At 34.7% G+C, this 12,843-nt stretch carries 17 protein-coding genes; 14 read left to right on the top strand and 3 right to left on the bottom strand.

Annotation, left to right across the window (positions count from 1 at the left end; translation table 11 throughout):
- Positions 1 to 76: 76 nt before the first annotated feature.
- From A3G9_RS0108060 to A3G9_RS0108090, 7 genes are all read left to right on the top strand, one after another.
- Positions 77 to 400: a hypothetical protein gene (locus A3G9_RS0108060; RefSeq protein WP_002821389.1), complete on the top strand. Its 324-nt coding sequence runs from the start codon at positions 77 to 79 to the stop codon at positions 398 to 400.
- Positions 400 to 999, top strand: coding sequence for a hypothetical protein (locus A3G9_RS0108065; RefSeq protein WP_002821390.1), 600 nt, complete (start codon positions 400 to 402; stop codon positions 997 to 999). The genes A3G9_RS0108060 and A3G9_RS0108065 overlap by 1 nt, the downstream gene beginning before the upstream one ends.
- Entirely contained in the window at positions 983 to 1,768 is a 786-nt protein-coding gene (locus tag A3G9_RS0108070; protein WP_002821391.1) for an FtsK/SpoIIIE domain-containing protein, read from the top strand. The genes A3G9_RS0108065 and A3G9_RS0108070 overlap by 17 nt, the downstream gene beginning before the upstream one ends.
- Before the next feature lie 240 nt (positions 1,769 to 2,008).
- Positions 2,009 to 3,247, top strand: a complete 1,239-nt coding sequence (locus tag A3G9_RS0108075; RefSeq protein ID WP_002821392.1) for a Rep family protein — start codon at positions 2,009 to 2,011, stop codon at positions 3,245 to 3,247.
- Positions 3,234 to 3,551: a helix-turn-helix domain-containing protein gene (locus A3G9_RS0108080; RefSeq protein ID WP_002821393.1), complete on the top strand. Its 318-nt coding sequence runs from the start codon at positions 3,234 to 3,236 to the stop codon at positions 3,549 to 3,551. The genes A3G9_RS0108075 and A3G9_RS0108080 overlap by 14 nt, the downstream gene beginning before the upstream one ends.
- Positions 3,552 to 3,637: 86 nt before the next feature.
- The gene (locus tag A3G9_RS0108085; RefSeq protein ID WP_002821394.1) at positions 3,638 to 4,885 is read left to right on the top strand and encodes a tyrosine-type recombinase/integrase; all 1,248 of its coding nucleotides are present in this window, start codon (positions 3,638 to 3,640) and stop codon (positions 4,883 to 4,885) included.
- A gap of 519 nt (positions 4,886 to 5,404) precedes the next feature.
- Positions 5,405 to 6,352, top strand: coding sequence for a quinone oxidoreductase family protein (locus A3G9_RS0108090; RefSeq protein WP_002821395.1), 948 nt, complete (start codon positions 5,405 to 5,407; stop codon positions 6,350 to 6,352).
- Positions 6,353 to 6,556: 204 nt separating this feature from the next.
- Here A3G9_RS0108090 and A3G9_RS0108095 read toward each other — a convergent pair whose 3' ends face one another.
- Together A3G9_RS0108095 and A3G9_RS0108100 are read right to left on the bottom strand one after the other, a co-directional pair.
- Positions 6,557 to 7,132 (bottom strand): hypothetical protein, encoded by a 576-nt coding sequence (locus A3G9_RS0108095; RefSeq protein ID WP_002819261.1) that lies wholly within the window; start codon positions 7,130 to 7,132, stop codon positions 6,557 to 6,559.
- A gap of 213 nt (positions 7,133 to 7,345) precedes the next feature.
- The gene (locus tag A3G9_RS0108100) at positions 7,346 to 7,579 is read right to left on the bottom strand and encodes a hypothetical protein (protein ID WP_002819260.1); all 234 of its coding nucleotides are present in this window, start codon (positions 7,577 to 7,579) and stop codon (positions 7,346 to 7,348) included.
- Positions 7,580 to 7,780: 201 nt separating this feature from the next.
- Between A3G9_RS0108100 and A3G9_RS0108105 the strand changes: the two genes are divergently transcribed.
- From A3G9_RS0108105 to A3G9_RS0108135, 6 genes are all read left to right on the top strand, one after another.
- On the top strand, positions 7,781 to 8,941 hold the full coding sequence (locus tag A3G9_RS0108105) for a cation:proton antiporter (protein ID WP_002820760.1): 1,161 nt from the start codon (positions 7,781 to 7,783) through the stop codon (positions 8,939 to 8,941).
- A 469-nt stretch (positions 8,942 to 9,410) separates the two neighbouring features.
- The gene (locus A3G9_RS0108110) at positions 9,411 to 9,674 is read left to right on the top strand and encodes a GlsB/YeaQ/YmgE family stress response membrane protein (RefSeq protein ID WP_002819257.1); all 264 of its coding nucleotides are present in this window, start codon (positions 9,411 to 9,413) and stop codon (positions 9,672 to 9,674) included.
- Between the two features lie 315 nt (positions 9,675 to 9,989).
- Complete coding sequence (locus tag A3G9_RS1000000110580; protein ID WP_002819253.1) at positions 9,990 to 10,205, top strand: AAA family ATPase; 216 nt, start codon at positions 9,990 to 9,992, stop codon at positions 10,203 to 10,205.
- Entirely contained in the window at positions 10,206 to 10,505 is a 300-nt protein-coding gene (locus A3G9_RS1000000110585; RefSeq protein WP_002819252.1) for a hypothetical protein, read from the top strand.
- Positions 10,506 to 10,554: 49 nt separating this feature from the next.
- Positions 10,555 to 10,893, top strand: coding sequence for an ASCH domain-containing protein (locus A3G9_RS0108130; protein ID WP_002819250.1), 339 nt, complete (start codon positions 10,555 to 10,557; stop codon positions 10,891 to 10,893).
- Between the two features lie 308 nt (positions 10,894 to 11,201).
- The gene (locus tag A3G9_RS0108135) at positions 11,202 to 11,561 is read left to right on the top strand and encodes a hypothetical protein (RefSeq protein WP_002819249.1); all 360 of its coding nucleotides are present in this window, start codon (positions 11,202 to 11,204) and stop codon (positions 11,559 to 11,561) included.
- A gap of 530 nt (positions 11,562 to 12,091) precedes the next feature.
- Here A3G9_RS0108135 and A3G9_RS0108145 read toward each other — a convergent pair.
- Positions 12,092 to 12,421, bottom strand: coding sequence for a DUF3892 domain-containing protein (locus A3G9_RS0108145; protein ID WP_002819247.1), 330 nt, complete (start codon positions 12,419 to 12,421; stop codon positions 12,092 to 12,094).
- A 133-nt stretch (positions 12,422 to 12,554) separates the two neighbouring features.
- Between A3G9_RS0108145 and A3G9_RS0108155 the strand changes: the two genes are divergently transcribed.
- Entirely contained in the window at positions 12,555 to 12,842 is a 288-nt protein-coding gene (locus A3G9_RS0108155) for a GNAT family N-acetyltransferase (protein WP_372726486.1), read from the top strand.
- Position 12,843: the final 1 nt, after the last annotated feature.

Genomic DNA, 12,843 nt, shown 5'->3' on the forward strand with positions numbered 1-12,843 from the left:
TTCTGCAAAAGTTATTTAACTTTATGCCGAAAAAATAAACTCACGGTTAAATGAGTGGATATTAAAGGAATGTATGATGGCAAATTTAAAAACCATAAATAAAATAGTTACAAAGAATTTAGAAGCTGCTTTAAGTAAAGGGGCGATTAACTCTGGAGCAGATCCTGAGGCGGTTTACGAATATGTTGATGGCCAAAGAAGCCAAAAAATAATTGGTTATAAATATTTTTTGATCGTTCCAGGATACTCCGATTTATTCGATGTCAAAGTTGAAGGACAAAAGATATCTCTTAAAAGTCTTTCTCAGGTAGAACTTGAAAACGTGTCCGCCCGAGTTTACGTATTTAACGACAATATTGGTTTAAGCATAAAAGCACAATCAATCAAGGAGGTAGCATAATGAGCTATTACTATCCTCTACCGAAGGATAAGAATAAAATGCAAATTCCCGATGGCCTATTTTTGTCAAGCATTGCTATCGTTGTGACTGGCTATTTGCTAGATAAGAAATTTTTGCAGGGACAAGCAGCTACGCTTCTGGCTTGGCTTGATCAATTTGAATGTATGGCCATTGCGCTTGCCTTAATTTCACTTGTCTTAATGATTTGTTTATTAGCCAGAGGTAGGATTCGACGCTATTTGGTTGGAAAATTTGTTTTTTTGAACTTATATCCTCTTACGGGGCATCGACTCGCTTCTTTTCTTTATCAAGCCGAAGCTTACCAAAAATCGACTCGATCTATTAATTTTATCGAGATGCCCGACACCAGACGAGCACGAGGCGGATTTGAGATTGAATCCATCGGCGACTTAAATGAAAAACTCTTATCAGCCAATTTTAAGGATTCGCTTTCAGCCTATTTGTCAAGATCTGGCAGCCCACTAAAAGTCACCGAAGCCTTCATGCGAGGCGGTTGGGTCTTCTATCGATTAGAACGTGACTTTCATTTAGACCAATTAGAAAAAAAGGGGGAGAAAGATAATGGACGACACTATTAAAATAACGAAATCGATAAATTGGCATGCTTTAAAACAGATCAATTGTCTTATTGCGGGTGCTCGCGATTCGGGCAAAAGTTTTTTAGCGTTGTATTTAATAGTTCGTTTAATTCGTTTTTCATTGCCGACTCAATTATTTGTCATTGACCCTAAGCGCTCAGACCTATCGCGTTTTTCCAAGATCCTGCCGCCAAATCGGGTGGCGTCCGATAAAGAAGAGATTTTTGCTTTGCTTGATCGTTATCTTGCATTGATGAAAAAACGCGCAAATTTTGTTCTTACTCAGCCGTTCGGTGCAACGGCTGCTAGCCTCGGCATTCCGCTATATTATCTTGTGTACGACGAGTTCGGAGCTTTAACATCTTTATTGAATAGCAAGGAACGTAAAGAACACGACGCTCTATTGAGCCAGATTGCATTAATGGGTCGCCAATTTGGATTTGGCTTAATTTGTTTGATGCAGCAATCTTCAGTTGTAAATGGAGGATTGTCGACTGCAGTTAAACAACAATTCGGTATGGTTGCCCATATGGGAAATGCTAGTTCCGACTACTATCGTTCCACTTTCGGTTCGGGCATTCAGCTGCCTGCTGAGGAACTTGGCCAAGGTGAGGGACTTATCTGGATTCAAGGTTTTGGCCAAGGGTTCTTGCGCGCTTTCAAAGCTCCATTTATCAATCCCTTGCGCTTATGGGAACAATGCATAATTTCTTGCAAAGGTGATCACCAAGACGATTTGAAATATTTGACGATGATACCAAGTCACTGACTGCTGCTTTGGGTGAACGCCGGTTGGCCGGCGTGAACCAGAAAGCAGCTATTCAACTTTTTTATTTTTCATTCGGTTAAGTGTCGAAAACTCTTGAAGAGAAATCAACAAGCTGGATAGGGGCCTGTTATTATCCAGCTTGTTGATTGTTGGCATCTTCGCTTAACTCATAGTTGACAAGTTTTAACGCCGTTAGCAAAAATTTTTAGTGTCAAAAATCATTTAAGAAGGAGGCATCCTATGGCAGGTAATTCTAGGCCGACACGTTCAAGAGGATGGATGTTTGTCGAACAGCTTAAGTCGCTAAATTTTCGTACAAGTCAAATTCAAAATCGAATTCGCAAAGCTGGACCGGAAAAATGGGCTTATATTATCCATGACAAAGACGTTAATGCGCAAGGAGAACCTATTCCAGCTCACATACATCTGATGATGTCCTTTAAATCGGCCGTAACTGCAATCACTTTGGCAAAACACTTTTCAACGACTCCGGAGCGATTCGAAAATATGACCAAAGGCAGGAATAAATTCGGAATCATAAACGGCTTCAATTATTTAGTGCATCGTACTCAAAATTCAATCGACAAGGTAGGCAAGGTACGCTACGACCCTAATGACGTAAAAGCCAATTTTAATTTTTTGGATTTGATAAAACAAACGGAACAAGCAATCAAACGATCTAAAAAATCCAATCCAAAAAGTGAGCGAGAAAGCGTGAATTTTATTTTAGATCAATTCGGTGATGGTCTAATTAATAAGGCTACTGCTCGTATTCGGCTAGAAAAATTAGGTGGCCATATTCTTGCTCAGAATTCTACCAAACTCCAAAATCTGGATAAGGAAAGAGCAGAAATTGATTACATGAATTGGCGAAAAATGATGATAGGCAATCATTTCGTTAAAACAACCATCTTTATCTTCGGTGAAACAGGTTGCGGGAAGTCGCTTTTAGCCAAAAAAATAGCATCACAAAGTTATCCGGGAAGTGTTTATTTTTCCGGCGGATCTAACGACCCTTTTCAGGATTACGAGGGAGAAAGAGCCGTAATTTTAGATGAACTGCGACCTGGAATAATAGAATATCCTGATCTGTTAAGAATACTAGATCCTTATAGTTGGGATACAGCGACACATTCTCGATATCACAACTCAAAGCTTCAAGCCCAGCTTTTTATCATAACGACTCCTTATGATCCTTATTTTTTTTATCGATTCACGAAGGATCTCGTTCGTTTTATGGATCCATTCGAGCAACTTAATCGTCGAATTTCAATGACTGTTAAAGTTGATCGGAATTTCATCTATGAGATGAAATTCAATGGTGTGAATAGGTTTATTCCCGTATATAATTCCAAGCCGATCAAAAATCCGATCGGCAAAATGATCAAAAATCAATCGGAAAATTTTTCTTTATCTGATTTGCTAAATTTCCAGATAAAAAAAACCGATGAAGGAGAAAAAAAGGATGACAGTAAGTAACGAAACAAATAAAAAAAGAACTCCTTGCGCTTTGGAAGGGTTCGAGGTTCTCAGTTCTGACACCCCTCTTGTTCAGCCTGGAGACAAGGTTTATATCAATCCATTTGTTCATAATGATAAAAGCAAAGATCAGGAAGGAAACATATGGATGAACAAAAAGCAGACCTGCCAATATCTTCATATGAGCAATAATACTCTGACGAAATTAATTAGGAGAGGTATTATTCCGGCTCATAAGATTGGTTTTAGAAAATATTTGATTTCTGTTAAAGAGTTAAATGAGGCGATCAAAAAAATTAAATAATCATTGAATTTTGTTTCAAAAAGGTGATCTGACTTAAAATTGATTTGTCAGGTCATTTTTGTAAAGATCTATAAAGGAATACAAGAATGATAAAAAAAATAATTACGCACATTGACAATAAAAATAAAACAGTTCTTTTTTATCAAGCTGTTTATCAGCCTCGGGATCCAGCGTCTTTGATTGGTAAAAGAAAGAATTATATTGGTTCTCGCTTTGATTCCTTGCAACAGGCCCAAGATCAGGAGAAATCGTTCATTGCTGATTTTACTGCTTATAAAAAATCCATCTTGTCCGATAGCATTACGCTTAAATCCACTTTCGCTGATGCATATTATCGTTTTTATCTTTCAAACTCGGCTCCTAGAAGAGAGCCTAGAACAATTGATTTTTATCATTATGAATTGCGACTTATTGGTCACTATTTTAAAAACAAAACACTTGGAGATTTAAACGAAACGATGTTTAAGCGATTTGCAATTCAATACAGCACAGGCAAATCAAAATCGGCGGGATCTGCAATTGCGAAGCATCTTGGCCAGTTTCATAAGCTTTTCGATTATTTGGTAGATCGTGGAATACTTTCGACCAATTTCATTCCAAAAAATTATTTGCGAATCTGGTTTGGAGGTGGCATCCGTTTCAATATCGAAAATCACCATAAAAAAAGTGTGCTTGACAGAGTACTCACCAGTAAAGACATACACTGTTTGCGAAACCAATTAACTAATACTAATCTGACTTATGAAAATTTTCGTTATATGACCAGCCGACTGGCTATTCTAATTGATGCAGTTACTGGTCTTAGGCCAGCTGAAGTCTTGGCTTTAAAATTTTCCGATTTAAAATTTGATGGTCACAACTATTATTTCCATATACACGATAGTTATGACGACTTGCATCATATCTTTAATGGTCGGACTAAAACAGGTTATGATCGTGAGACATTGGCTATTAACCCGAGAATTATAAAGTTGATTAAGCGATATATGAATTTTCAAACTTTGTTGTTAAAAGAAATTAAAACTGAAAATTCTGGTCAATTAATATTCTTGAATATAAATGATTATCAAAAAGCAGGAATGGGATATCCAATCACGCAGGCTGCTTTAAATAAGACCTTAAAAATATTTGCTAGGAAGTATCAATTTGAAAATGCAGATAAAATTAGTCTATATTTTTTGAGGCACACGGTAGCGACTGAACTTTTTCATCAATTACCTGATAGATTGGAGGTTGCGGCTCAATTCATGGGGCATTCTACTGAGATGTTTATCAAGACTTACGTAAGACCACAAACTGACGAGATTTCAAGTCATCGTATTCAGTTGTCATGACTTTGACAATTATTAATTAATTATGTGGTTGTAAAACTTATAATAGCGGCAAAAATTAAGACAAGGTTCGACTCCCATCGCCGCATTTTAGCTCTATATCGACAAAGGTGATATAGAGCTTTTTTTGCTTAAATGCCTTTGTATGGTGTTTGTAGCTATGATTAATGATCGCTAATCTTTTATTATTTTCTATAAAAACTTTAAAAACTTTGTTTAATCACAATATCCTTGTTACTTTAATTTCATTTTTTTAAAGACGAGAGTATTTTTTTGATAATACATAATCCGGCAAACATTAGCCTTTCGTGTCATTAAACTTTTCTAACGGGAATATCAATACGTAGGAATGTGAATAGTTTAGAACGATATTGTCTTCCTTTGGAATTCTCAAGGTGCTTTCATGTGATGAACTTTGTTTTTTTATTAAAAGAAATACAATTCATAATGTATTATTATTGTCTTTGCGTTGTCGGTATCAATAATTGTAGTTAACATTTTAAAAAAGGAGACATTTTCATAATGAAAGCAGCTGTATTAAAGAACTATGGGACCCTCCCTGAATACCAAGAGTTTCCAGAACCTAAACCGAAAAATTATGATGAACTACTAGTAACTCCAATTGCTTCTTCTGTTAAACGGCTCGATGTTATCAGGGCTGCAGGAAAACATTATACTAAGTTTTCTGAATTGCCGGCCGTGATGGGCATGGATGGAGTAGCTAAACTGGATAACAATTCTCGTGTATATGCGATGGGAATTACTGGAATGATGGCAGAAAAAGCTTTGATTGATCAGCGAACAATGACTGTTTTACCTGATGGATTAGACGCCGGATTAGCGGCTGCGTTGCCTAATGCTTTGATCGGATCCGATTTGGCTTTGTTGGAAAGAGGAAAAATAAAAACCGGAGATGTAGTTTTTATTAATGGTGCTACTGGTCTCACTGGATCATTAGCCGTCCAAATGGCAAAACTGCGTGGCGCAAAACGAGTGATCGTTACCGGTCGCGATCCAATTAAATTGCAGCACTTAAAGGATCTGGGAGCAGATTTAACAATCACGACTAACCAACCGGATAATAGTTTTGTCAAAGAATTAATTAATGCATATAACCAATCACCCTTTAATCTGATTTTAGATTATTTGTGGGGGCATCCAGCAGAATTAATCATAGAGGCTTTACGTCGTATTAGATTTCTTAATTCTCTTAAATATATTTCAATCGGCAGTTTGGCTGGCGAAGGAATATCTGTTCCTTCACAGCTGTTACGCAGCAAGGATTTAGAATTGATCGGTTCTGGAATTGGTAGTCTTGATCCGAATGCTGTTCAGGTTTATATGCAAAAACATTTAACTGAAATATTCGATTATGCAAATCAGGGAAAACTGAGTATGGAGTTGAAGAGTTTCCCACTGGATAAGATTTCCTCTGCTTGGATATCTGCGCCTGCCGTTATCACTATTTAGACAAGTTTTTAAAAAAGTAAATACATTGTGAATTTGGTTTGCCTGTTTGAAGCTTGATATGCTTTGTTCATCGTGAACTTGAAGCCATACCGAACCGGCTTATGAACAGTAACTGATTCATATTCTAAAATCCAATCTTTGACCATGAAACCGATAAATGGTTATGTTAACAAAATAATTGATGAGAGTGCCCTGCAATTTGATTTAGTCGGCTGTGCTTCTATAGATTAAATTTTTATTTTTTTGCAAAGCTTCTTTAATAAGTGGATTTTTCCTTTTTAAAAACTCGGTGTATAGAAAAGATGTTGTTCCACTCAATAGCCAAATATACCAATTCTTTTGTTGACTGAATGTTGAGTAAACCAACAATTCTCCTTTGATTTCGGAAAAAATTTCTTTAAAGATAGAACTTGCAGTCAACGACTCAAACAAAGCCGAACATCCAACTCCTACTAAAATGATAATTATCCAACCTAAAAGATAAGGGTATCCTTTCCGAATGTATACAACAGGGCGGTCATGTTTGTCCAACTCTGTTGTTTCTTTAAATTCGACTTTTGAAACTTGAAAAATTGCGATAAATATCGATACTATGAATAAAAAGAGTAAAACAATGAAATTTTTAAGGTTCCAAATCATGGTGACGATAAACATGATCACTGAGTAAATGGGAATAACGACACTTGTAAACCTAGTAAGTTTTTCAAATTTAAGGGATTTACTGGTTACACGAAAAATTGCCCAAAATAAAACCAATATGAATAAAGCATTCAATTTCACTTTTCACTCTCCTGAAACTATTAATTATTAAAATTTAACTTACCACCGATGGAAACTTGTTACAATTTATTTTGAGATATAAAAACCGTATTTTAACCATAATGATACCTATTAAAAACCCGATATATCAAGCTTTTTATACTGCTTTACCGATTTTAATTGTTTGAGACAGCTTTTCCTGCTGGTAAAAAATAAAAACAAGCACTAGTTCGTTTAAACATTAAGGCCCTTGGAGAGATCTGAGCCTTTATTTGTCAAGCGAATATAAGTTGGATGAGTCTGAGCCGATTTAACTTCAATTAAGCCAAGGTTGATCAAGATTCGACAATCATTGTGGAAAGTAGATGTCATTGGCAGCTTGCTATACCAAAGACGTCCGGTTACGTCGGAATTATTGCAGATAAACTCAAACATTTTTAATGAGGAAGCAGCTAGTTCTTTTTTCACAAGTCTATTCTACCAAAGGAGCGATTAAAGAATTTTAAGATCATAACGTCTCGGGGCTCATTACTAGCAAAAAACAGATTTCTCAAAATTGGATGAAAAATATCTTCATTTGTATTGTGCACAAAAAATATTGAAGAAGCACAATAACGATAATGATTTTTGGACATCGAACGGTAATTGTTTTTCACTATAATTAGTACATTGAATAATTTAATTTCTATATCTTTAATTCTTATATTTACAACTTTAATTGGGAATTTCTTTAAGAGAATCGGTCTGCCGATTGTTGTTGGAGAGCTCTGCGTGGGGGTGGCATTGGGTCCTGGCATCTTGGGCTGGATTGAGCCAAACCAGTTTATTAAAACTTTCTCCGAGTTTGGTGTTGTTCTGTTGATGTTTTTAGCTGGACTTGGAAGTGATCTTAAGGGATTGAAAAAGTTTTTTAAACCAAGTATTACAATTGCATTTTCCGGTACGATTTTTCCTTTAATAATGACTTATTTTGTGGCTAGAGCATTTCGCTTCAATTTTTCTCAAGCTGCTTTTCTTGGCGTTATCTTTTCCGCAACTTCGGTATCGATAACAGTTGAGATTCTAAGAGAAATGAATCTTTTAGCGAGCAACGAAGGGATCACAATCTTAGGTTCCTCAGTGGCCGATGATATTATTTCAGTCTTTGTGCTGAGTTTACTGATTAGTTTTACCGGAAGCCAATCAAATGAAAATGCAATGAATATAGTTTATAAGATTTTGGGTTTAGTTGCTTATTTTGTTTTTGCATTTGTCGTTATTCATTGGCTTATTAATTACATTATGTTTTATACAAAAAAATTGTTTTCTCCTATGTCTGAGACAGTTGTTTCTATCGTTCTTTGTTTTTCGATGGCTAGTTTAAGTGAACTATGTGGGTTGAGTGATGTAATTGGTGCTTTCTTTGCAGGCTTGGCGATAAGCACTACCGATTCCAAGAGCGAAATCGTTAAAAACATTAATCCGATTGGTTATGCGGTCTTTATTCCTTTTTTCTTTGTAAGCATCGGCTTAAATGTCAGTTTCGAAGGATTTACAAATGATTTTTTGTTGATTTTATCCTTAACCGTAATTGGTATTTTAAGCAAAATCATTGGCGCTGGATTTGCTTCAAAGTTTTGCGGATTTGACTATCCACACTCCTATCTAATCGGTTCGGGAATGGTTGCCAGGGGTGAAATGGCCTTAATTGTCGCTCAGATTGGTTTTTCTGCCAATTTGTTAACCGCTGGTAGATACACAGCTGTGATCATGGCAATTATTTTAGTTACCTTGTCTGCTCCCTTTTTAGTTAAGCATGCGGCCGGAAGGCTAACTAAACAGGCCAGTTAGCCTTTTTAAAAAAATAAAATTGTTCAATTTAAACAAAGCTGATAATGAATTGTTGATGCTTAAATATAAGGTCGGTTTTGATATTGAGAAGAAAATCGAATTATTAAACTGGCGACGACTATTTCACAGAAGAAGAATATATTAATTTCAAAGTTATTTTGATACAAAAACAAGTACTGTTAAGTAAATATAACGGTATTCCGCCATTGCAGAATATGAATAATGGATATTTTAATCATTTTGTAGATACTTTTGTTTATTGAGAATCTTCTAAAATTTATCATTTGATATTGATTTACCTTATTTATAAAAATCGGCAAAATAATTATTATTTATTAGTTGCATTGCCGGCAATTGTCGTTTGTAGATATAAGCTTCGGGTCTGCCGAAGATTAAATGTTCTATTAAGTCTACACTTAAGGTAGTTAATTGGCATTTAGCAATTGGCCGTTTTATAAGGAGGATTGTGATGCATTTACTGTGGACATTAATTGTAGGCGCCATTATTGGCGCAATAGCTGGTGCTTTAACCAGCAAAGGGCAGGCAATGGGTTGGATAGCCAATATTGTCGCCGGCTTAGTTGGTTCTTGGGTTGGGGAGTCATTACTCGGTACTTGGGGACCGACTCTTGCCGGAATTGCCATTATTCCATCATTGATTGGTGCAGTGATCGTTGTTGCGATTGTTGCTTGGTTAATGATGAGGATGAATGTCGATAAACAAACTAATTAATAAACATTTAATAATAAAATAAAGAACTTTTGATGCTTGGAAGTATTACCAAGCGTTTTTTTGTTCCGAGTTTCATGAATCCTAACGGAATATCGATAAATATCTGCATATCAGCGTCATTTGTTTGGCTTTTGATTAAATTGATTTTGTTGAATATTCAAATTTCGTTTCAAAAAGCAGGGAATCAAATATAATAATTATGGATACCGATGTTTGGTATCCAGATACCGTTTACATTAATAAAATAGTAATTTGTTCCAGCACCCTTAATTAGATTTGGGGGTGTTTTTTTATTGGACTGTTAATATAAAATATATGAAAAACAAACGCTTGATTTTCATTGGCGGCCCGATGGGTGTTGGCAAAACAACTCTTGGACAATATTTGGTTGAACATAAATTAGACAATGCCGTTTTTTTAGATGGCGATTGGTGTTGGTACATGAATCCTTGGAATTTTAATGACGAAAATAAGAAAATGGTCGTTAAAAACATTCAGTATCTCTTGAATTCTTTTATTGCGAACAGCTAATTGGAAAATATCGTCTTTGTTTGGGTCATGCATCAACAAAAAATCATCGATGAAATTTTAAGAGGGCTTAAGGGCGATTACGATTTTTATTCTTTTTCTCTGAGGCCATCGGTTTCTGAACTAAGAAAAAGATTTATCAAGGATATCAGGTCTGGTATCAGAGAAGAAAAGGATCTTAGCGAAGCTGTTGCCAGAATTCCAATGTATAAATCCGTGCATTCTTTTAAAATCAATGTAACAGGTACGGAGTACCCGGAAAATGCCCAAAAAATTCTTAAAGTTATTAATCAGGCTAAATGAATTTTCTGATTAATTGTTTTCCGTTTTGAATAAGGAGTTTATTTTAATTATGATAATGGGTCTTAATCATTCACAGTTTTTGTTAATGCAGCAGGGGGACAAATCGGTTGAAATCCGTCTTAATGATCGAAAACGTTCCTTTTTAAAAGAGGGATCACTGATTACCTTTATAGATTTAAAGACTGATAAAAAAATTGAGGTAATTGTTAAAAAAATATATAAATTTAAAACTTTTTGTGAATTGTATAAGTCTTTTACCTCTACCGAAGTTGGAAGTGCCACTAATGATTCTTTAGAAAAAATGGTTAATGATACTTACAAAATATATTCGCCGGCACAAGAAAGGAATTTTGGCGTTCTCGCAATTAGAATTCGGTTAATTCATTAATTTAATAAGGATTTTTTTAGTATCGCAATTATTATAAAAGTAGGGATAATTCAAGCAAGCTATTTATACCAAAACTTTTCTTATCGAAAAATTGATTTTCTGATAATAGCCGAACATTAATGAATATTTTTTGGAAAAAAGTTCATAATTAAGGATAAATTGGCTTATAAAAAGATTAATTTTCGAATATTATTCGCATATTTTTAAGACTTGCTTAAATCAATGAAACTGAAATTGTAAAGTTAAACAACGAAATTACATTTATTAATACAGGAATTATTTATTTAGTAGATTAAGGAAGAAATGAAATGACTGTATTAACAGAATTGGCTGGACAATTAATTGATTTACAAAATGAAGCCGGTATCAGTAGACAAATTTTGACTTATCAAGAAGTAGACAAGTTTAATCGGGAACACGGTTTGAAGCAGTTGGCTGACGAAGTTAAAGCTATGTGGGAAGAAATGTCGGATAAAGATAGAGAAAATAACAGTATTACGATTGTACCGGATTTTCTTCAAAGAAAATCGAAGGCACTTGAATTGTTGGACCAAGGCTTAAGCTATCGGACTGTTTCCTACATACTTAAAGTAAATTCTTCAAAGGTGTTTAGATGGAATTTGGAACATAAACAAGTTATCTCAGAAGAAAAGGGAGTACTGAATTAGGCAAAGAGTAACCGAATTGTAGAAGCAGAGCCAATATCTCCATCTCTGCCTTCATAGGTGAAGAGAAGGCCTAACTGAGGATTTATAAAAAATTGAGATATCTTTCATATTTTTTAAAAACAAAAAAGATGGAAATCTTGAGTTCAACTATTCCACCTTGAAGGATAATTCATTATATTCAATTCTTGCTTATTCAATTCTTTTGAAATTAAGTTTTACATCTGAATAAAAATCAGTGAAGTTTTCATCTGTGATTTGAAAGAAACATAACCCGTTTGACAAAGTATTTTTGCAAACTTTTGTCGAACCGATAAATTTTTGTTGAACATCTGCCGGAGTTATTAAACGAAGCGATGTTTCATTATTTGGAATATGATAGTGAAAACTGATATTTGGTTCTATGAACACTTTTATCCAATCCTTTCACTTTATTCACCAATTCACATTGGCTGAATCAATTTTATTATTCAAAACTCAATTAAGTTCATACATTGTTGTATTCGTTAACTATAATTAAGATTCTGAGGTATTTAAAAACGAATCAAATTTAGAAGATTATCTTCTTTTTTATCATTCGCTTTGGTTATGATATAGCCGCCATTAGGATTATCCAGGTCAACGACTTCAATTTCAGCTTCGCGACCACATTTATCTGTATAGAAAAAATGATTTCCTTGCCCAATTTCCATGAATAAGTCTAAAACTTTAAGTACATTTTTTTCTTTTAGCGACCAAACCTGCATCGGCCATTTCAATTTGACCGCAATAATTCTTTTCCCATCTTTAGAAAACTTAACTGCTATAATTCTGTGTCTCATTCTGCTCTCTTTTTGGAAATTATAAAACAAAGAATTAATCACCAAATTTGTCCTGTCAGGAAATTTGACATGCTTATTATATATAGAAATGAATATCTATACGGCGGTCTACATGATGTGATTATTTTGTTTTTCTATATGTTTCTTGTTTATACTAAACAGCAAAGGCTATTCGGTGACGATATTGAAAAACAAGCAAATTAATTTGTCTCCTTTAACAATTCAAGAAGCAAAAAATAAGTTTGAATTTTTTAAAAATCCTAAACTGTTCATTTACACAAAAAGACAGGCTTTTCAAAATATTCAGGATGCGGAAAATTTTATTAACAGGCATAGACAAATGCCTAACTTTTTTGGGATTTATCTAAATCAGAAACAGAAATTGATTGGTAATTGTCAGCTGAGTATTGATAAAAATCAGCAAAAAGGAGAAATTGCCTATTCAATTGATGAGCCTTATTGAG

Origin of the sequence: Oenococcus oeni DSM 20252 = AWRIB129 (genome assembly GCF_000372485.1) — a bacterium.
Lineage (GTDB): Bacteria > Bacillota > Bacilli > Lactobacillales > Lactobacillaceae > Oenococcus > Oenococcus oeni.